This window comes from Paenibacillus melissococcoides (assembly GCA_944800085.1).
Classification (GTDB): domain Bacteria; phylum Bacillota; class Bacilli; order Paenibacillales; family Paenibacillaceae; genus Paenibacillus_B; species Paenibacillus_B melissococcoides.
Genome location: CALYLO010000004.1, coordinates 297,115 through 317,171, shown reverse-complemented (window position 1 = coordinate 317,171; position 20,057 = coordinate 297,115). Strand labels below are relative to the sequence as shown.

Here is a 20,057-nt window from a genome sequence, read left to right as displayed (position 1 = left end):
ACAGAGGACCCGGACATGGCTGTGATAAAATCCGATCACCAATTGATAAAGATTCTCATTACCATTTGTTAACTGAGACTATTATTCCGCTCACAGAAAGAAGGTATGAACTCGATGGGCCGTCATTATCCCCGTCCTGCTCTATCAATCACCCCGCTATGCGAACTCAAGCCTGGCCAGACAGGCTGTATTTGCGATCTGTCCGAAGCCAATCCAGCCGTCTGCCGGCGCTTGATGGAGCTCGGAGTCGAGGAAGGCACGCATGTCCAGGTCATGCACGCCGGCCTGCTCGGCGGACCGCTCACGCTCGAAGCGAACGGCCAACTGATCGGCATTCGCCGGAGCGAGGCCGGGCGTATCGGGGTGAATGCGGTATGAGCGCTCAGATTACCGCGCTGGTCGGCAATCCGAATACCGGCAAGACTTCCCTGTTCAACGCCCTGACCCGCTCCTACGAATACGTCGGCAACTGGACAGGCGTAACCGTGGAGAAAAAGGTGGGGCGGCTGCATCGTCAGGCAGGCGCCCTGATTGATCTGCCGGGCATCTACTCGCTTCATCCGATGTCCAAAGATGAGAGCGTCGCCGTGCAGTACCTGCTCGACGAATGCCCGAACGCGATTGTCAATGTCGTGGACGCCTCCCAATTGGAGCGCAACCTTATGCTGACTGTACAGCTGCTGGAGTATGGCGTGCCTGTATATGTCGCCCTCAATATGACGGATGTGGCAGCCGGAAGAGGCATCCATATCGATCCGGCGAAGCTGTCCGCCGCGCTCGGCGTCCCGGTCATTCCGGTGAACGCCCGCAAGAAGCAGGGCATCGCCAATATTTTGGAGCGCCTGCAGCCGCAGGCGGCCGAAGAAGCATCTCCGCAGGCCTCGGCTCGCGGGCCCGCATCTGGCGGCAGCGCAGCAACGCCGCCTGACGACGCCAACGAAAGGCGCAGCCCGCTCGTGCTGAATTACGGCGATGAGGCGGAGCGGGCGATCGAGCGGATCTCCGCGCTTCTTCCCGGCGATGACGCCATTCCGGTTCGGTGGACGGCGCTGCAATATATCGAGCAGAACGAGACGGTTCGCCAATCCGTACAGAAGCGGCTAGGCGCCGAACAAGCCCGCCAGATCGGGCGTATTATCGAGGAAGCCGAGCAGCGCTTACAGGACAGCGGCGCCGCGCTCCATCTTCCGCAGCGGCTGCGCAGCGTCCGGATGGAATTCATCCGTCAGGCCATCGCTTCGTCGGTCCATGCGGAGCAGCGGCCGGCCCGGACCATGACAGAGCGCCTCGACAACATTGTCACGAATCGATGGCTCGGCATTCCGATATTTATCCTGATCATGTTCCTGACCTTCAAAGTCACCTTCGATTGGCTCGGCACGCCGTTGTCGGATGCGCTGGACGCGTTCTTCTCCGGTCCGCTGACCGAAGGGATAGCGGCGCTGCTGGACGCGGCGGGAGCCTCCTCCTTCACGCATGCGCTGCTGGAGGACGGGATTATCGCCGGGGTTGGAGGCGTGCTTGTGTTCGTGCCGCAAATCTTTTTGCTCTTCCTCTTCATCTCGTTCATTGAAGATTCTGGTTATATGGCCCGGGTCACCGTCGTCATGGACCGGCTGATGGAAGCGGTCGGCCTGAACGGCAAAGCGTTCATCCCGTTCGTCATCGGCTTCGGCTGCAACGTGCCGGGCATTATGGCGGCACGCACCATCGAACAGCCGCGGGAGCGACTGGTCACGACGCTGCTCGTCTCGCTCATGTCCTGCTCCGCCCGGCTGTCGGTCTATGCGCTCTTCGCCGGCGTGTTCTTCCAGGCGCATCAGGCGATCGTCGTGCTCAGCCTGTACTTGCTCAGCATCGTGCTGTCGCTGCTGCTGGCGAAGCTGTTCACGAAGCGCTTGATGAAGGAAGAGCACAGCATCTTCGTCGTCGAGCTGCCGCCTTACCGCATGCCGCAATGGCAGACGCTGTTCCGCAGCACATGGGAGAAGGGCAAGGGCTTCGTCCGCAAAGCGGGCACGTTCATTCTCGGCGGCTCGGTCCTGATCTGGTTCCTCACCTACGCCGGCCCCGGCGGGCTCGGAGTAGAGATGGACGATAGCTTCCTGGCGATGATCGGCGGCTTCCTCGCCCCGCTGCTCGCACCGCTTGGATTCGGGACATGGCAAGCCGGGGCCGCGCTCTTGACCGGGTTCCTGGCCAAAGAAATCGTCGTCTCCACGATGAACATCATCTATCATGCGCCGGATACGGCGATGCTGCAGGCACAGATCGCCCAAGCCTTCACGCCGCTGTCCGCTTATACGTTCTGCGTGTTCTTGCTGCTGTACGTCCCTTGTCTCGCGACCGTCGGCATCCTGCGGAAGGAGACGGCTTCATGGCGGTGGACGTGGTTCTCTGTCGGCTATTCGCTCGTCCTTGCCTATGCCGCGGCGCTGGTTGTCACGATAATTGGACATTGGCTTGGCTATCTGTAAGAAAGGATGATGGTGATGCCCTGGTTCGAAATTGCCCTCGTATCCGCTATCTTCGGCTACGCCGGCTGGACGCTGATCCGGCATATCCGCAAAAGCAAGCAGGGCGCTTGCGCCTCATGCGCCCTGAATCGCTCCTGCCCTTCCGGAAGCTGCGCTTCCGCGCCGAAGCCGGAGCAGAAGGGAACTGAATAGAGCGAAGAAGGAGCGCGCCCGCCATGGACCGCTCCTTCTTCGATTCAAACAGTTCGCTCTCCGCCGCGCTGCCTGGACTTTCGTCCTCTATTCGCTGCCGCACAATCGCTTCACGCGGTTCGCCGGCTTCGAATCACTCCGATTGCTTCAATAAATCTCCGTTCCACGCTGCCCAGATAAGAGTCTCCCCGGCGGATGTAGACGACAGACACCTTGTTGAACGGGGCCGGAATCGGAAACACGTTGAGCGTGCCCTCCGCCTCCTGCTTCTTCACGGCGGCCCGCGGCACGACAGTAATGCCGAGTCCGGCCGCGACCGTGCCGATGATCGTCTCCAGCGTGCCGAACTCCATCACCTTCGTCGGCTGAATGCCTTCCTGCTGCAGCCATCGTTCGAGCTGCGCCCGGTATCCGCAGCCGCGCCGGAAGACGAGCAGCGGCAGATGCAGCAGCTCCCGGAACGGAAGCGGCTTGCCGGGCCGGCCCTCCGATGCATCCGGTCCGCAGACAAGCACCAGCTCCTCCTCGAAGACCGGAATCGTCTCGATATTGGCCGCGTTCACCGGCCCGGAGACGAACGCGCCATCCAAGTTATATTCAAGCACCTCTTCGGTCAGCTTCTCGGTCACGCCCGTCACGAGAGAAATATCGACCTTCGGATGGTTGCGGTAGAACAGACTGAGGATATCAGGCAGCCCGACGACCGTCTCGATCGATCCGATAAGCAGAGACCCGGCCGGATCGTCGGGATCCTGGAACGCCTTCTTCATCTCCGACATCAGCAAAGCCATGCGCTCCGCGTAGCGGAGCAGCTTCCGCCCCTCCGCATTCAAGGTCATGCCCCGGCGGTGGCGGTGGAACAGCGGGTATCCGATCTCCTGCTCCATCAGGCGAATCCGGGCGGTCACATTGGACTGGACGTAACCCATCTCTTCCGCCGCCCGGCTGACGCTGCCATGCTCGACGACCGCTAAAAAAATGTGTATATCGCTGATTTCCATCGCTGGCTTGTCCCTCCAATCCCGTGCTGATTCAGGTATCATTACCAGTGATATCTTAAATCACTTTCAATTGTTTTACAAGATAGCTGACCCGCACTATGATGTAGGTTAGCTGCTTTAATTCGGATAGTGAATACAGGAGTGAGTGACATCTTGAGCAAGTCCCGTTTTTGGAAAGGCGCTTTATTTTGTTTGTTCTCCGCAATCGCATGGGGAGCGATGTTCCCTGTCGCCGAGAGCGCGCTGCATCATATCGATCCGTTCTGGTTCTCCGGCATCCGCTACAGCGCCGTCGCCGTGCTGCTGGTTCTGCTTCTTGCCTGGAAGGAAGGCAAAAAGGCATTCCGGACCGAAGGCCACGGCATGAAGCTGTGGGGCTTGGGAACACTCGCTTTTATGGTATATAACTTTGGCGTCTTCTGGGGCCAGCATCACTTGGGCAAATCCGGCGTGCTGCTCGCGTCGATCATGGAATCGTTCATGCCGATGCTCGCCGTGCTGCTCGTCTGGTCGCTGACCCGCAAGCGTCCGAATATCCGGACCTTGGGCTGCGTGGCCGTCGCTTTCATCGGCGTGCTCTTCGTCGTCACGAAGGGCGATTTCACCGCCTTCGCGAACGGCAGTCTGAAGCTGCTGCCCCTCCTGTCGGTATTCGCCGGCGTTATCGGATGGGTCGTCTTCACCGTCGGCAGCGGCCAATTCTCCGGCTGGTCGGCGCTTCGCTTCTCTACGCTGACCTGCATCTACGGAGCGGCGACGACGATAGCCGCCGTCGTCGGCCTGACGCTTCTCGGCCTCATCGAGGTACCCGAAGCGTCCCAGGTGATGAGGGTCATTCCGGAGCTGCTGTTCATGATCGTCGTCGCGGGGCTGATGGCCCTGCTGAGCTGGATACAGGGGATTCAACAGCTCAATTCGGTGAACGGCATGCTGTTCATTAATTTCGTGCCTGCGACGACCTTCGTCATCTCGGTCATCCAGGGCTATGCGGTCTCCGCGGCCGAGATTATCGAATCGCTCCTTATCGTCGGCGCGCTGATCGCCAACAATCTGATTACGCGGCGGGAAGCGGCCCTTGAGGCGCGCAAGCCGGCGGCCTCCCGTCCTTCGGCAGCACGCCGGCCCGCCAAGAAGCAATCGCATGCGCCAACAGGATAAACACACTTTTCACAACATATAACCACTACGGGAAAGGGAGAGACGCCAAAGCGCCCCTCCCTTTTTTCTTCGCGCAGGCAGCCCATAAGGCTGCCCGATCGCATGTTGCCCCTCCCGTATATGTGGCTTGCCGGGATCGAGCTGGCTTTTTCCGGGCACTTAACTTCCCGTAATATTACTGTGTTAGCTTCTTACCAGCCAGGCAATTTACCTCGGCTCGCTTTCAAAGATGAAAATGCCGTTTGGTTCTCATCATCCGCTGCTGCATCATGCGGTTCGGCACTCATCCAACACTGCATAACGCAATCGGCGTTCGTCTAATGCTGCTGCATAACCCAATTCAGCACTCGTCCAGTCCTCTATAATCCGATTCTCCACTCGTTCAATGCTGCAAAACTGCAGTTTCTCCTTGCATCACTATATCCCAAAAAAGAATTCCTGCAAATCAGCATCAATTTTGCCCATTCAGCCGCGATCCGAGGCTTGAGAGACCAAAAAGCTGCGCTTTTGCCACTAGCCTTGCACCAAACCTGACATGAAAAATATATTTCTCATTAATTACTTTTTCTTCAATTTATTGATCGATTATATCTGGTAACTCATAAAAAAATCTCCTAATGTTGAAGGATAGGCATGTTACCCATTCCCTCACCAAAAGGAGAAAAGACCATGGGTAATATACCAGATCAGACCGTCATTTGTAAATGCCTAAATTTGATTCAGCTCTCGGACGACGAATTCCCAATCTTCAATTATCGACGAAAGTTTACACTCGTGAGAGCGATCAAACTACTCATTGATGCTCAATTGAATAAACGCACGGACCTCGAAGATATCTGCAACGCGTTGCGTGCGAACGAACAGCTGCAGCAGGCGATCCACTTGAAATCCATTAGCGCTTCCCAACTCGTACGTACACTCAGAGCGTTGCCTTTACCGGTGTTGCAGCAGCTATGGATTCAAGTGACACAACGTTTGCAACAACTTTATCCGAAGCAGGGTATCCCCGGCATCGGGAAACTGAGCATTGTCGATTCAACGGTACTTACACTCCCTGATGTCGCTGGAAAATGGGCCTACTGCTCCAAACACAGCAACGGGGTAAAGATCCACACCAAACTTGCTGTTTGCGACCCGGATACCGTCTATCCCGAAAACATTGTTTGTTCCACACGAGGCGTTGCTGACAGCGAAGTGGCTTTGGATCTGGTGATCGATAAAGATGCCATTCATGTTTTGGATCGCGGGTACATCACATATGGTCACTATAAGCAGTGGCTGGATGATAATCTACGCTTCGTGGCACGCATTAAGAAAAGCAACAAGACGGCGATCATCTGCGAGCACGAGATCGATGAAACGACGCCTGTGGTGCGTGATGCTGACGTGATCGTGAGCTACAAGGATGAAGAAGGCCATGTGATAGAAGCCCAGCTCCGGTTAGTGGAGTATACCGATGAGAAGAACCGCCAGTACCGTGTGCTTACGAATGTCTGGGATAAGTCCGCAGCCCAAATCTGCGAGATTTATCGGCGCCGCTGGATGATTGAATTATTCTTTAAATGGATGAAGCAACATATGAGCTTAGTCCATTTGTACAGTTTCCATCCAGAGGCAGTATGGAACCAGATTTTTTTAGCCTTCATCGCATATGGTTTAGTCATGTTGGTCCGGAAGGAGGCTGACACCACTCAAACGCTATGGTCATTTCTAAAGCTGCTTCGGGTCTATATGAATAAAACGTGGGATCAATTTTTGATGGCACTGCACCGCAAACCAACCAAGCACTCGAAGGGCAGGCGGAAGAAACGAAAGGGTGGTCGACCACGAAAACACCCAAAGCAATGTAAGACCGTTAAAGTGGTGATTAAATAGGTAATAATGGCATATTAACATTTGATGGTAACATGTTCCTATGGTTTAGTAGGAGATCGACTTTTGGCTTTGCTAGGAAAAAAGAAACTGTAAATATATATAAATAATGATTATTAGTTCCGTATCTGGAGTTTAAAGTCTTCTTCATGTCAGGTTCTATGCAACGCTAGTGCGCTTTTGCAGGAATTTCTTCATTATGCGCGAAAAACCTCGGGAAAAGCTGCATTTTTGCAGGATTCGCAGCAACCAGCGCAGCATAAGGCGAATGCCTTGCATCTGCTTGGAGTCCCCCCGCCCCCTCTCCTCCTTATCTCCCCAGACTCGCCCTGCATCGGCGAAGAGACCAACTAGTCGTCCCACACACATACCGCATCCGCCAAAAGACCAACTAATCGCCCCACTACACACATACCGCATCCGCCACGAGACCAATTAGTCGCCCCACACCTTACCGCATTTGCCAAAAGACCAACTAGTCGCCCCACTACACACCTACCGCTCCGCCACGAGACCAATTAGTCGCCCCACACCTTACCGCATTTGCCAAAAGACCAACTAGTCGCCCCACTACACACCTACCGCATCCGCCACGAGACCAATTAGTCGCCCCACACCTTACCGCATTTGCCAAAAGACCAACTAGTCGCCCCACTACACACCTACCGCTCCGCCACGAGACCAATTAGTCGCCCCACACCTTACCGCATTTGCCAAAAGACCAACTAGTCGCCCCACTACACACCTACCGCTCCGCCACGAGACCAACTATTCTTCCAACACACGTACCTCATCCGCAGAGAGAAAAACTCATCACCCCGCACCCGGCCGCGCTCGCACAGAGAGCAACTCACCGTCCCGCATTCATCCTGCACTCGACCCGGCAAAAAGCACAAAAAATAGCCGAGGCCGACTCTAGGCCGGCCCCGGCTATTATCCCGTTATGTCGAAAGGCAGACCTTTACGCCTCCGACAGTACGTATTCGGTAATGGTGCGGACCATGACCCCGGTAGCGCCCTTCGGATCGACCCCGCGGCCGCTGCTCAGGAAGGCCGTGCCCGCAATGTCGAGGTGAATCCATGGCAGACCGTCGGCGAACATGCCGATGAACAGTCCGCCCGTAATCGTGCCTGCACCGCCAGGAATGGCGTTGCGCACGTCGGCTACGTCGCTTTTCAGCATATCCCAATATTCCTGGTGGGACGGAAGCTGCCACACATATTCGTTCGTGCGCTCCGCCGCTTCCCGGAAGCGGGCAAAGAAAGCATCGTCGTTCGTGACGACACCCGTCGAGATGCTGCCGAGCGCCACGCCTACGGCCCCCGTCAAAGTTGCCGCATCGATAATCTTGCTCGCGCCCAGCTCCTTGGCGTACGTCATGCCGTCCGCCAGCACGAGGCGGCCTTCCGCATCCGTGTTCAACACTTCAATCGTGCGTCCGCTGTAGGAAGTGAGGACATCCCCCGGCTTCAGCGCGTTGCCTGCCGGCATATTTTCGGCCGAAGCGACGACGCAGACCACGTTCACCTGCGGCTTCAGACGGCCAATCGCCGCCATCGCGCCCAACACGGCCGCGGATCCGCCCATGTCGCAGATCATCTCGTCCATATTGACGGAGCGCTTCAGCGAGATACCGCCGGTGTCGAACGTAATGCCCTTGCCGACGAGACCGCATACATCCGTCCATTCCGGCTTGCCCTGGTATTTCAAGGCGATCATGCGCGGCGGGTTGGACGAGCCTTTGCCGACGCCCAGCAGGGCGCCCATGCCCTTCGCCTCGATCTCCTTCTCGTCCAGCACATGCGCCTCGAAGCCGAACTGCTTCGCCAGCTCCATCGCCGTCTCCGCGAGGCGGCTTGGGTACAGAACATTGCCAGGCAGATTCGTCAGATCGCGCGCGAAGGTCGTTCCGTAAGCATAGGCTTGTCCGCGAACCGCGCCTTCGTTCCATGCCTTCTCATCAAGACCTTCTCCGGCCAACGTCAGTGCTTCAACGCAGTGAATCGGCTTTGCGTCTTTCTTGTACGTCACGCGCTGGTATGCTCCGAGCAAGAAGCCCTCCACCATGACATGCGCCATCGCGGCGGCCTCTTCGCCGGCTGCCTTCTTCAGCTCGTCCGGCACGATAACCGCGACGCGGGACAGCTTCAGCTTGACCGCTTCGCGCGCAGCTTCCGCGAGCATCAGGCGCACCTGCTTCGTCGTAAGCGCCTCATCCTTGCGGCCGACCGCAATCAGGACGGGAGCCTTCTCCTGTCCTGTCGCCGCGACATACGTCTTGCAGCAGCCTGCCTCGAACAGCCCGGCCTTCACCGCTGCCTGGCAAGCCTCCGCTCCCGGGAATCCGGAAGCTTGCTCCAGCTCGGAGCGGGATCCGATGACGACGATGCCGTCCGCTTCCATGCCGGTTGCAGCCTTCGCTGCCGTCTGAATGGTTACCTTGTCCAGCCAAGCTACATTCGATAAGTTCACGTATGTATCATCCCTTTTACTTATAATGAAGTGCCCATAGTAATAATAGTATCATATCTTCGATGATTCGGGCATGGCCATGGCGACTTTTTCTGCCAGCAATTGACCGCTTCCGCCGCGCATCTGATTCGGGTGATTACGGTGTGACCAAAGGAAGCTTGATGAAGAATTCCGTCCACTCTTCCGCCTAGCTGTCTACGTCAATGATCCCTCCATGGTTTTTAATAATGCGGTAACTGACCGACAGTCCCAGGCCGGTTCCCTCCGCCTTCGTCGTGAAGAAGGGGTCGAATAAATGCTCCAGCGTCTTCTGCTCCATTCCGATTCCGTTGTCCCGTATCCGGATGGCGACATACCTGCCTTCCTTCTCCGATGTGATCCGAATCCGGCCCTGCCGCACTTCCTCCACGTGGCCGATCGCTTCAATCGCATTGCGGATAATATTCAAAATGACCTGCTTAATCTGCTTCACGTCAATCGAGACGTAATGCGTATCGCCGTGCGGATCCTCTTCCAGCTCGATTTCGCAGCCTTTCATCAACGCTTCGCTTTCGGTAAGGAGTACGACTTCGCGGAGCAGGGAGGAGATGGGAACTTCTGAGGTCATTGGGGCGGATGGTTTGGATGAATTCAGAAATTCAAATATGATGTCATTCGCGCGGTCGATCTCCGCGAGAATGATTCGTGCATACTCTTCCTTGCCCAGATGCATCAGATGCGGGCGCAGCAGTTGGATGAATCCTCGAATCGACGTGAGCGGGTTCCGTATCTCGTGAGCGATGGCCGCCGCAATCTTGCCCAATATCGCCAGCTTGTCGTTCTGGTACGCCGTCTGCTCGATCCGCTTGAAATCCGATACATCCTTGATGCTGAATAAAAAATCGCCGTCCATCTGATCCCCGTAAGTAACGGTAATCAAGTAATGCCTGTCATTCCGGTCAGAGAATTCATGATAGCGCTTACGCCTCAAAATGGTATCTTTGTACAATCGCAATATTTTTTTACGCTTGTCCTGTCTGAGCAGAGGATGGAACAGTAATTCCCGCAGACTGCAGCCGATGAGCGCCTTGCGGGGAATGTCGAGCAGCTTGGCGGCCTCCACATTGATGAACGAAAGAACGCCGCTGCTATCGAACAATACAATGCCGCTATCCATTTGCTGAAGCACACTTTCATATTTATTGCGCGCCATCTGGGTGGAGTACAATGCCTGTGCGGACCGAAACCAAGGTTCGCGAATCGGGTCTAGTACCAATGTGATCCCCTCCTTGCTTCCCTGTTCTGCCTTATTAGCCGTAATCCATTCCATGAAATACAGAAACGAACGATGCATCATTTTCATAGCCTCATCCGCCTCGACATGGGACAGCACGGTAAACATAGCTTCCTCGTGAAAGCTCCATACAATCTCCGGATTCAGCGGAGCGGCACGGGCAGTCTCGCGTGCAAGGTTCAACTCCCTTATTCCGCCGTACAGCATATAACGCCTGAGTCCTTTGACATATCGAAGCTTCCATTCCGACCGTTTACACTCTTCCTGTGCGCTTATCGAATTCATGCGGGACTCACCTCATTTACGGCAACCTGTTCCGTTCGGCAAGTTCAATTCCAACAGTTCCATCATAGTAAAGTTTTGGCAAAAACGTCAACCCTAGATAATGTCGAAAATGTACAAAAAAACTCGTATCCCATAAAAGTAACTTAAAGGATGGGTATCCATGGCCCCATACTAAAAAAGGCGACCCGGCCAGGTATCGATGCCCCGTCATCGCAGCTGTTCCTGCGACGGTCCCGAACGACCGCGTGTCGCCTTCCTCTATGTCGATCTCATCCATTAGACTGGCTCCTATACTGTTCTACTGCTTCATGAGCTGCGCCCTGCGCCGGCTCATCAGAGCAAGTCGCCGCTTCAGCTGCGATTCCCATTGCGTATCCTTCCACTGCTTGGCCAATGCCAGCAAATCGAGCGCATTGTCGATTTGGTTGCGGACCAGCTCGAGCGGATCGTCATTCTCGTGATTAATGCAGTTCTCGAACAGCTGACTGTCGTCCGTCGTGACGTAATCCTTGAAATTCACCTCCTCCACCCCATCGCTTTGCGCATACTCCGCCAAAATTTCGTACTCATTTTCCACGAGAAAATGGACCTCAATACGGTGGCACACCGGACACAGCAACAGGGGAACATTTTGTATGCGCGTGCGGTAATGCTGAAGCGTGCCCTTCGTTCCGATCATGCTTGCTCCACAACAGAAACTCATGTTCTCCCTCCTCGGCATCAATGCAAGGCTTCTGCATACTGTCATCTCTCCGTCGTCTTGTTAGCTTATTCGATAAGGAAGCCGTTAATTCCTTCAACCACAGCGAAGTTCCTCCTAACGTCCCACGTCCGCCCCTCACGCCTGTCACGTCTAATCATCCGCTCAGCCGGCATATAGATGTGACACTAACGTTCTGCAAGGGGAGGTTCGCCGATGAAGCCTAACATGCTGTTCATTGGTTCGAAGCAGATTGACTATGTCCAGTATGACGAAGCAAACGGGCAGCTCTATATTCATTACGCAACCGGGCGGACGGATGCTTATGACTCCGTCTCCCCGCATTGGTATGAACGGCTGCTCCGTTCGGAGAATCGCTATGACGATGTCGTCCAGTTGACGGTTCGCTCGCGCACGGAATCAAGCGGTCAAAGAGCCGTATCTGTAGATAAGGGGACCATATCAAAATAAGGCCCTTCATGTATGTATACCTTTTCGCCGCGGGAATGAAACACTTGTTTTTCCTCTTTTTTCATTTGGAATATTCTGGTTTGCAGTCGGATAGTATTAGGTGTAGTCCGATTTTCGTCCGTTTGCACCCCCCATATTACCGAAAGGAGGGCCATCTTATTTCTATCCGAAATCACCTTTTCCATTCGATCCGCGAACGCCCGTCCGCCATTCATCTGATGGTCAAGAACCCGGACACCCTGTTCGCGTACTGGCATATCTCCCCGCGCAGACGGGCTGCCGCGGAACGGCATTACGGGCGCCCCTGGAGCGAGATGATGAAGAACATCCGCCTCTACGCCGCGCCAGTTCCTGAACGGCTGCAGGCCGGCAACGGGGATGCGCCGCTTCCTTATCACGATTGCCGCGATTCCAGAGTCCAAAGGGATGAAGCGGCTTCGGCATACCTTCGTCCCGTGCTGCCCGGAGGAGCCCATGCGGCGGATTTCGGCATTCTGGATGACGACTCCCGCTTCGTGCCGCTTGTCCGCTCCTCCATTCTATGCATTCCAATGTCCGCGCATGCCTATGCCCGCTCGGCCCGGCTCCATTCCGCTTCATCCGCAATCCTGGCGCCCAAGGCCGGCGGCGGCTCTCTATTCGAGCAATTTTCCGTATATACGCTATATTCCAAGCATGAAGGAGTCCACGCATGATCACAACTGTTCCGCATTGCAAGCGTACCTCCCCCGCTCAGACAGGGCAGATCGCTCTTCTTCTCCATGCCCATCTGCCGTATGTCCGCCATCCGGACCGCAGCGGCACGCTGGAGGAGCGGTGGTACTTCGAAGCCGTGATGGAGACGTATCTTCCGCTGCTGGATCGGTTCCGGCAGCTTGAGCGGGATGGCGTCCCGTTCCGGCTGACGATCTCGCTGTCCCCCACTTTGCTCGCCATGATGGACGACCGCCGGCTTCACGAACGGTTCGAAGCGCATCTGGCTCGGTCCATCTGCCTTGCTTCCTCCGAGATCGAGCGGCTGGCGGCAGAGGATAAGCTGCGGCAAGCCGCCGCCATGTATCTGGAGCGCTGGCGGAGGTACCATGCGTTGTACCGGGATTGGGGAGGGCGTCTCATCGACGGCTTCCGCCATTATATGGAGCGAGGCCATCTGGAGTGCATCACCAGCGCCGCGACCCACGCCTTCCTGCCTTACGTGAAGCAGGAGAAGCTGGTTCGCGCCCAACTGGAGGCTGGGCTGCAGGAAGCGGAGCGCCATCTCGGCCAGCGGCCAGCGGGGCTGTGGCTGCCCGAATGCGCCTATTCGCCGGACCTCGCGCCGCAACTCCAGGCCTGCGGCATCCGTTACGTCGCCGTCGCGTACGAGACCTGGGCGAAGGCGAACCCGGCCCCGCCCGCCCTGCCGTATGCGCCTGTCATGACGACGGGGGGCATCGCGGCCTTCGCCGGGGATCCCGAGTCGTCCCGGCAAGTGTGGAGCAGCCGCGAGGGTTATCCCGGCGATGCCGACTACCGGGAATATTACCGGGATATCGGCTTCGACCTCGGCTGGCATGACGAAGCGGAATGGAAGTATATCCGCCCCTATCTGCTGGATGACGGCAGCCGGCTCAATACCGGGCTCAAATATTACCGGATAACCGGAGCGCAGGCGGCCAAGGCCCCGTATTGTCCGGACCGGGCGCTGGCGAAGGCGCGGGAGCATGCGCGGCATTTCCTCGACTGCCGGGAGCGGGAGCTCCGGGAGGCCGGGACCATCATGGACCGTCTCCCCGTCGCGGTCTGCCCTTACGATGCGGAGCTGTTCGGCCATTGGTGGTACGAAGGGCCGCTCTGGCTCGAGGCCCTCTTCCGGGAGCTGCATGACCGGCAGGCGAGGCAGGCGAGCGGCCTCGCCTTCGTCACGCTGGGGGAGGCCCTCGCCGAAGCGGAGCTGCCGCCGTCGCCCGAGGCCGAGCTTCCGTTCGGAAGCTGGGGCCGCGGAGGGTACGGCGAAGTATGGCTGCAGGAGCGCAACGATTGGATCTATCCGCTCCTGCATGAAGCGGAGGACCGATTGGTCCAGGCAGCGGAACGGCTGGGCAAGCAGGCCGATCCGCGTCCGGTGCTGGACGGCATGATGAACCGGGCGCTGAAGGAATGGATGCTTGCCGCGAGCAGCGACTGGGCCTTCATTATCGATGCCGGCACTGTGGCGGAATATGCGGCAGCGCGGACACGGGAGCATCTGCGCCGCTGCCGGACTCTGCTGGACGCCATCATGGCGGGACAGGATGAAGCCGAACTGCTCCGGCAGTGGGAAGCGGACTATCCGTGCTTTCCCGCCCTCGATTACCGGAAGCTGCTCGGCGGGCAGGCGAACGGTGAAGGGGGGAGCGCCGTTGAGCAGCGCTTCGTCTGGATGGACGCCCCGGAACCTGCCGTGCGGGTGCTGATGCTCGCCTGGGAGTTCCCGCCGCTCGTCGTCGGCGGACTGTCGCGCGCCGTCTACGACCTGTCGCGGCATCTGGCGCGCGGGGATTGCGAGGTGCACGTCCTGACCCGTGATGTCCCCGGGTCTCCGGCGTACGAACGGTTGGACGGCGTCCATGTCCACCGCGTGGCGATGCTGGCTCCGCTGACTCCTCCCGCCTTCATGGATTGGGTCTTCCAGATGAACGCCGCCCTCAGCGACGGCGCGGATGCGCTCGTGCGGGAAGGCTTGCGCTTCGATTATATGCATGCCCATGACTGGCTCGTCTATCCGGCGGCTCACGATCTGAAGGAGACCTACGGCTGGCCGCTCATCAGCACGATCCACGCGACGGAATACGGGCGCAACCACGGGCGGATCGCGAGCGGGCTGCAGCGCCGGATTCACGCCATGGAGCAGCGGCTCGCCGCGGAATCCGATCATGTCATCGTCTGCAGCTCGGCGATGCGGGACGAGGTGCAGCGGATTTTCGATCTGCCGCGCAGCCGCATCTCGATGATTCCGAACGGCGTCGCCATGGCAGAGGAGGACAGTGCAGCGCCTGAAGCGCCGGCCAGGCAGATGGAGCGGACGGCGTCCCCTCCGGCGCATGAAGCGGAAGCCTACGGGCCGATGCTGTTCTATGTCGGCCGGCTCGTCTACGAGAAAGGCATCCACGTCCTGATCGATGCAATGCCGCAGATTCGGCAAGCCGTGCCCGGAGCGGAGCTGCTTATCGCGGGAACGGGACCGATGAAGCAGGAGCTGGCCGCCCGGATCGAGGCTCGCGGGCTCGCGGGGCAGGTCCGGCTGCTCGGCTTCGTGGACGATGAGACGCGCGACGCGTACATACGGGCGGCCCGTGTCTGCGTATTTCCCAGCCTGTACGAACCGTTCGGCATCGTCGCCCTGGAAGCGATGCGCTTCGGCACCCCGGTCGTCGTCTCCGACACCGGCGGGCTCGCCGAGATCATCCGCCACGGGGTCGACGGCTACAAGGCGCTGCCCGGGCATGTCGAATCGCTGGCCTGGCATGTGACCGATCTGCTGCTTCACCCGGAACGGGCCTCCCGCATGGCCGCGGAAGCCGTCCGAACCGTGCGCCGGCATTACGACTGGCGCGCTATCGCCGCATCGACGAGAGAAGTATACGAAGGAGTGAGTCCCTCATGAAAGCCGTAATCATGGCCGGAGGCAAGGGTACCCGGCTGCGCCCGCTCACGCTGCATACCCCGAAACCGATGGTTCCGCTGTTGAACCGGCCCTGCATGGAATATGCGTTGGATCTGCTGCGGCGCTGCGATATTTACGAGATCGGCGTGACGGTGCAGTATCTTCCCGAGGTCATTCGCAATTATTTCGGCGACGGGTCTGACTTCGGCGTGAAGCTCCGCTACTTCGAGGAGGAGAGTCCGCTTGGAACCGCGGGCAGCGTCAAGCATGCCGCTTCCTTCCTCGACGAGACGTTCCTGGTCATCAGCGGAGACGCGCTGACCGACTTCGATCTGCGCGACGCGATCGCGTTCCATCGGCAGAAGCGGGCGCTCGCCACGATGGTGATGGCGCGCGTCGCCTCTCCGCTCGAATACGGGGTCGTCATGACCGACGAGGACGGGCGGGTGACCCGCTTCCTGGAGAAGCCGGGCTGGAGCGAGGTATTCAGCGATACGGTCAATACAGGCATTTATATTTTGGAGCCGGAACTGCTGGAGCGGATCCCGGACGGCGTCAGCTACGACTTCAGTCTCCAGCTCTTCCCGCGGCTGCTGGAGGAAGGCCAGCCGCTCTACGGCTATGCGGCGGAAGGCTACTGGTCCGATATCGGGACGCTCCAGCAGTACCGCCAGACACAGTACGACATGCTCGATCGCAAAGTCGCCGTCCGCATTCAGGCGGCCGAACCGATGCCGGGCCTGTTCGTCGAGCAGGGCGTGCGGCTGCCGTCCCGCATCCGGCTGATCGGCCCGTCCTACATCGGCGCGGGCTGCACCCTTCATCCTTCCTGCTCCATCGGCCCGTATACGATTCTCGGCTCGGGCAATGTCGTCTATCCGCACAGCGCCCTGGAGCGCAGCATCGTCTGGAACGGCTGCAGTATCGGCAGCCGCGCCGAGCTGCAGGAAGCGCTGCTGATGGATCGGACGCAGGTCGGGCAGGACGTCCGCATCCAGGAAGGAGCGGTGATCGGGAGCGGCTGCGCGCTCGGCGACAAGTCGGTCATCCGGCCGGAGGTCAAGCTATGGCCGGGCAAGCGCGTCGACCGCCTGCGCACCGTCAACGCCTCGCTGATCTGGAGCGAGTACGCGCCGGCCTCCCTCTTCCGCGGCAGCCGCGTCTGCGGCACGCCGAACGCGGATCTGACGCCCGCCTTCGCGGGAGAGCTGGCTGCCGCCTACGGCTCGGCGCTGCCGGCGGGGGCGTCCGTCGTGCTGGCCCGCGGCCCGCATGACTTCGATGCGCTGCTCCAGACCGCGTTCGCGGCCGGGCTCCGCTCCGCCGGCGTCCATGTCACCGATATCGGCCAAGTGTCGGCGTCCTGCGCCCGGCACGCGGTGCGGAAGCTCGGCGCAGCCGGCGCAGTGCATATCGGGCTGTGCCCGCCGGCCGCAGGGGGCGGTCCCGAGCGGGGCGTCCTCTGCTGGATGGATGCCGAGGGGCGGCCCCTCGCCAGCGCCGCCGCGCGCAAAATCGAGCAGGCCTACTTCCAGGAGGACTACGCGCGGGGCGCGGTCGATCGGCTGGGCAGACTCGAATCGTATGCCCACGCCCGGGCGGATTATATCGCGGCGCTGCAGCGCGAGCTCGATCTGGAATCGATCGCCGCGGCGAACTACGCCTTCGTCCTGCACGCCCCTGCCGCCCACGCGCCCGAGATCGAGACCTGGGCGGCCATGCTCGGCGGGACCCGGATCCATCTCCGGGCGGAGACGACATGCCCTGCCGCTGTGCTGGAGCAGGTCCGCCGCCTCGGCGCCGACTTCGGCATCGCCTGGGGCGCGGACGACCGGCTGCAGGTCATCACGCCGGACGGCGGCCTGCATGAGCCGGAAGCGCTGCTTCCGCTGATGGTGCGGGCACTGGCCTTGCGCGGCGTCCGGGCTTCCCTGGGCATGCCGGTCAGCGCGCCCGCCGCCGTCGAAGCCGCGGCAGAAGGAAGTCTGCTGCGGATCGTTCGCACGAAGGAGGAGCTCCACGCGCAGATGGAAGCCACCTCCGGCCTGCCCCTTCATCCGGGGGCCCATCCGCTGTATGCGGCCGGACTGCTCATCCAATGCGCCGCCGCCGAAGGAAGGACGCTCCGCGAGCTGCAGGAGCAGCTCCCGTCGCTGTGCATGGCGAAGGAAGAGATTCTGTGCCGCCGGGAGGAGACCGGACCGCTGCTGCGGGGGCTGACCGAATGGGTGCGGAAGGGAAAGCTTCGGGCCGAATTGCTCGACGGCATCCGGCTTCAGGCCGAGGACGGCTGGGTCCTGATTCTGCCTGACGCCGAGGAGCCCCGCTTCCAGATCGTCGCCCAGGCGGACAGCATGGATAGCGCGCGCCGCCTGGCCCGGCAGTATGCGAGCCGGCTGGCGAAGACGCAGCTTCTCATAAGGAAGTGATACGATGCCGAGACCGCTTGTCGTAGGCAACGGCAAGTTCCTTGTCAACCTGGACGATCGATGCTACATCCGGGATATCTATTATCCGTATGTCGGGCAGGTCAATCATGTCGGCGGCTACCGCTGCCGCACCGGCCTCTGGGCGGACGGCCGCTTCAGTTGGCTGGAGGACGACGGCTGGCGCGTCTTGCCGGCCTATGCCGAAGACTCCCTCGTTACCGAGGTGGAGGCCTCCCATGACGGCCTCGGCTTGACGCTGCGGATCAACGATGCCGTCCACCAGCGGGAAAACATCTTTCTGCGGCGCATTCAAGTGCGGAACGAGGCGGATAAGGCGCGGGAGATTCGGATGTTTTTCCATCAGGATCTGGCCATTAACGAGACCGAGGTGGGAGATACGGCCGCCTTCTACCCGGATAACCGGACCCTGTTCCACTACAAAAAAGACAGCTACTTCATGTTCAACGGCCTCTCCGCCCAAGCGGAGGGCACGACGGCCGGAATATACGAGTATACGACCGGGATCAAGCGGTTCCATCAGGCCGAGGGAACGTGGAAGGATGCAGAGGACGGCCATCTAATGGGCAATCCGATCGCGCAAGGCTCGGTGGACAGCACGTTCAGCCTGCGCCTGTTCGTCCCGGGCGGCGAGATGCGGGAAGCCTTTTACTGGTTCAGCGCCGGCATCCGGCTGGAAGAGGTGAAGCGTCTGGACCGCTATGTGGCCGACAGCCACCCCGGGAGACTGATCGATCGGGTGCGGACCTATTGGCAGCGCTGGACGAATAAGCGGAGCAAGCCGTTCGCCGATCTGGAGCCGGATCTCGTGCGGCTTTACAAGCAGAGCCTGCTGGCGGTCCGCAGCCAGACGGACGTGAACGGCGCGATTATCGCCGCCAATGATACGGACATCATGCAGTTCAATCGGGATCATTACAGCTACATGTGGCCGCGAGACGGCGCGCTCGTCGCACAGGCGATGTCCGCCGCGGGCTATCACGGCATGATCGCCCCCTTTTTCCGTTTCTGCGCGGATGCATTGACCGAGGACGGTTATTTGCTTCATAAATATAATCCGGACGGGACAGTCGGCTCCAGCTGGCATCCGTATTTGCATGACGGCCAGGAGCAGCTGCCCATTCAAGAGGATGAGACGGCGCTCGTCCTGCACGCGCTCTGGCAAGATTATGAGCTCCATGAAGACATCGAATTGCCGCAATCGCTGTACCGCACCTTCATCCGGAAGGCGGCGCGCTTCCTGCTCGAATATTGCGACGACCGCCTCGGCCTCCCCCGCCCGAGCTACGATCTGTGGGAAGAGCGGTACGGCATCTTCACCTTCACCTCCGCCGCCGTGTACGGGGGATTGACGGCGGCCGCCCGCTTCGCCGCCCTGTTCGGCGATGACGAGCGCTCGGACGCCTATGCGCGGGGGGCGGAGGAGATCAAGGCCGGGATGCTGCGGCATCTGTGGAACGAGGAACACGGCCGGTTCGCGCGCGGGCTGCACCGGGTCGACGGCCAATGGCGGCAGGATATGACGCCCGAGAGCAGCATCTTCGGCATCTACGCCTTCGGCGTGCTGCCGCCGGACGATCCGCGCGTCGCCTCGACGATGCGCTCCTTGAGAGAGGCCTTGTCGGTGCGCAGCGCCACAGGCGGAATCGCGCGCTATTGGGGCGACTACTATTTCCAGCGCTGCTCCGACATGGAGGTGGCTCCCGGCAATCCGTGGATCATCTGCACGCTCTGGTTCGCTTGTTATGACATCGCCACCGCGACCTCGCTCGAACAGCTCGTATCGGCGCGCCGCACGCTGCGCTGGGTCGCCGATCACAGCCTGCCGAGCGGTCTGCTGCCGGAACAGCTCGATCCGTACGACGGCAGCCCCGTGTCGGTCGCGCCGCTGACTTGGTCGCATGCGACCTATATCGATACGGTGCTCAAATATGTGGCCAAATACGAGCAGCTCCAAGCTTCGCAAACGTGACCCGGATCCGAATTATCGCATATATGAAAAAGCAGCCTGACGGCGGAGGGGTATCTTCCCTCCCGTCAGGCTGCTCTGCCAAGAAGACATGCTTGTCTCCCGCATGCTGGG

The 20,057-nt window shown here is 59.4% G+C and carries 15 protein-coding genes; 10 read left to right on the top strand and 5 right to left on the bottom strand.

From position 1 onward, the window contains the following. The first annotated feature begins 114 nt into the window (after positions 1-114). Genes OCY70_RS16085 through OCY70_RS16075 form a run of 3 tightly spaced genes read left to right on the top strand, consistent with a single transcriptional unit; the run spans position 115 to position 2,669 of the window. Positions 115-378 (top strand): FeoA family protein, encoded by a 264-nt coding sequence (locus tag OCY70_RS16085; protein WP_213430659.1) that lies wholly within the window; start codon positions 115-117, stop codon positions 376-378. After that, positions 375-2,477, top strand: a complete 2,103-nt coding sequence (gene feoB, locus OCY70_RS16080; RefSeq protein WP_213430660.1) for a ferrous iron transport protein B — start codon at positions 375-377, stop codon at positions 2,475-2,477. The genes OCY70_RS16085 and feoB overlap by 4 nt, the downstream gene beginning before the upstream one ends. Before the next feature lie 15 nt (positions 2,478-2,492). Then, a complete protein-coding gene (locus tag OCY70_RS16075; RefSeq protein WP_249725547.1) occupies positions 2,493-2,669 on the top strand; it encodes a FeoB-associated Cys-rich membrane protein in 177 nt (58 codons plus the stop codon). 110 nt (positions 2,670-2,779) lie between these two features. On the opposite strand, the gene OCY70_RS16070 is transcribed toward OCY70_RS16075, so the two are convergent. Next, positions 2,780-3,670, bottom strand: a complete 891-nt coding sequence (locus tag OCY70_RS16070) for a LysR family transcriptional regulator (protein ID WP_213430662.1) — start codon at positions 3,668-3,670, stop codon at positions 2,780-2,782. A gap of 153 nt (positions 3,671-3,823) precedes the next feature. On the opposite strand from OCY70_RS16070, the gene OCY70_RS16065 reads away from it, so the two are divergent. Further along, a complete protein-coding gene (locus OCY70_RS16065; RefSeq protein WP_213430663.1) occupies positions 3,824-4,828 on the top strand; it encodes a DMT family transporter in 1,005 nt (334 codons plus the stop codon). Positions 4,829-5,497: 669 nt separating this feature from the next. After that, positions 5,498-6,703, top strand: a complete 1,206-nt coding sequence (locus OCY70_RS16060) for an IS4 family transposase (RefSeq protein ID WP_261944490.1) — start codon at positions 5,498-5,500, stop codon at positions 6,701-6,703. A 958-nt stretch (positions 6,704-7,661) separates the two neighbouring features. Here the strand turns inward: OCY70_RS16060 and OCY70_RS16055 are convergent. The 4 genes from OCY70_RS16055 to OCY70_RS16040 all read right to left on the bottom strand — a co-directional run bounded on the left by OCY70_RS16055 (position 7,662) and on the right by OCY70_RS16040 (position 11,434). Beyond that, complete coding sequence (locus OCY70_RS16055; RefSeq protein WP_213430475.1) at positions 7,662-9,173, bottom strand: leucyl aminopeptidase; 1,512 nt, start codon at positions 9,171-9,173, stop codon at positions 7,662-7,664. A 187-nt stretch (positions 9,174-9,360) separates the two neighbouring features. After that, positions 9,361-10,731 (bottom strand): ATP-binding protein, encoded by a 1,371-nt coding sequence (locus OCY70_RS16050; RefSeq protein ID WP_213430474.1) that lies wholly within the window; start codon positions 10,729-10,731, stop codon positions 9,361-9,363. Positions 10,732-10,747: 16 nt separating this feature from the next. Next, positions 10,748-11,008, bottom strand: coding sequence for a hypothetical protein (locus OCY70_RS16045; protein WP_213430473.1), 261 nt, complete (start codon positions 11,006-11,008; stop codon positions 10,748-10,750). 21 nt (positions 11,009-11,029) lie between these two features. Next, the gene (locus OCY70_RS16040; protein WP_213430472.1) at positions 11,030-11,434 is read right to left on the bottom strand and encodes a hypothetical protein; all 405 of its coding nucleotides are present in this window, start codon (positions 11,432-11,434) and stop codon (positions 11,030-11,032) included. Positions 11,435-11,647: 213 nt separating this feature from the next. On the opposite strand from OCY70_RS16040, the gene OCY70_RS16035 reads away from it, so the two are divergent. The 5 genes from OCY70_RS16035 to OCY70_RS16015 are packed head-to-tail and all read left to right on the top strand — an operon-like array spanning position 11,648 to position 19,946. Continuing rightward, positions 11,648-11,902, top strand: coding sequence for a KTSC domain-containing protein (locus tag OCY70_RS16035; RefSeq protein ID WP_213430471.1), 255 nt, complete (start codon positions 11,648-11,650; stop codon positions 11,900-11,902). Positions 11,903-11,910: 8 nt separating this feature from the next. Then, positions 11,911-12,597: a DUF4912 domain-containing protein gene (locus OCY70_RS16030; RefSeq protein ID WP_306433974.1), complete on the top strand. Its 687-nt coding sequence runs from the start codon at positions 11,911-11,913 to the stop codon at positions 12,595-12,597. Further along, on the top strand, positions 12,594-15,527 hold the full coding sequence (locus OCY70_RS16025) for a 1,4-alpha-glucan branching protein domain-containing protein (protein ID WP_213430469.1): 2,934 nt from the start codon (positions 12,594-12,596) through the stop codon (positions 15,525-15,527). The genes OCY70_RS16030 and OCY70_RS16025 overlap by 4 nt, the downstream gene beginning before the upstream one ends. Continuing rightward, complete coding sequence (locus OCY70_RS16020) at positions 15,524-17,956, top strand: sugar phosphate nucleotidyltransferase (protein ID WP_213430468.1); 2,433 nt, start codon at positions 15,524-15,526, stop codon at positions 17,954-17,956. The genes OCY70_RS16025 and OCY70_RS16020 overlap by 4 nt, the downstream gene beginning before the upstream one ends. Before the next feature lie 4 nt (positions 17,957-17,960). After that, entirely contained in the window at positions 17,961-19,946 is a 1,986-nt protein-coding gene (locus OCY70_RS16015) for a glycoside hydrolase family 15 protein (protein ID WP_261944969.1), read from the top strand. The last annotated feature ends 111 nt before the right edge of the window (positions 19,947-20,057 follow it).

What these genes read in the sequence shown, in the direction of transcription:
- OCY70_RS16075 (WP_249725547.1), top strand. Translation starts at nt 2,493, where the DNA reads ATGCCCTGGTTCGAAATTGCCCTCGTATCCGCTATCTTCGGCTACGCC.
- feoB (WP_213430660.1), top strand. Translation starts at nt 375, where the DNA reads ATGAGCGCTCAGATTACCGCGCTGGTCGGCAATCCGAATACCGGCAAG.
- OCY70_RS16060 (WP_261944490.1), top strand. Translation starts at nt 5,498, where the DNA reads ATGGGTAATATACCAGATCAGACCGTCATTTGTAAATGCCTAAATTTG.
- OCY70_RS16015 (WP_261944969.1), top strand. Translation starts at nt 17,961, where the DNA reads ATGCCGAGACCGCTTGTCGTAGGCAACGGCAAGTTCCTTGTCAACCTG.
- OCY70_RS16050 (WP_213430474.1), bottom strand. Translation starts at nt 10,731, where the DNA reads ATGAATTCGATAAGCGCACAGGAAGAGTGTAAACGGTCGGAATGGAAG.
- OCY70_RS16085 (WP_213430659.1), top strand. Translation starts at nt 115, where the DNA reads ATGGGCCGTCATTATCCCCGTCCTGCTCTATCAATCACCCCGCTATGC.
- OCY70_RS16070 (WP_213430662.1), bottom strand. Translation starts at nt 3,670, where the DNA reads ATGGAAATCAGCGATATACACATTTTTTTAGCGGTCGTCGAGCATGGC.
- OCY70_RS16035 (WP_213430471.1), top strand. Translation starts at nt 11,648, where the DNA reads ATGAAGCCTAACATGCTGTTCATTGGTTCGAAGCAGATTGACTATGTC.
- OCY70_RS16025 (WP_213430469.1), top strand. Translation starts at nt 12,594, where the DNA reads ATGATCACAACTGTTCCGCATTGCAAGCGTACCTCCCCCGCTCAGACA.
- OCY70_RS16045 (WP_213430473.1), bottom strand. Translation starts at nt 11,008, where the DNA reads ATGGATGAGATCGACATAGAGGAAGGCGACACGCGGTCGTTCGGGACC.
- OCY70_RS16030 (WP_306433974.1), top strand. Translation starts at nt 11,911, where the DNA reads ATGTATGTATACCTTTTCGCCGCGGGAATGAAACACTTGTTTTTCCTC.
- OCY70_RS16040 (WP_213430472.1), bottom strand. Translation starts at nt 11,434, where the DNA reads ATGAGTTTCTGTTGTGGAGCAAGCATGATCGGAACGAAGGGCACGCTT.
- OCY70_RS16020 (WP_213430468.1), top strand. Translation starts at nt 15,524, where the DNA reads ATGAAAGCCGTAATCATGGCCGGAGGCAAGGGTACCCGGCTGCGCCCG.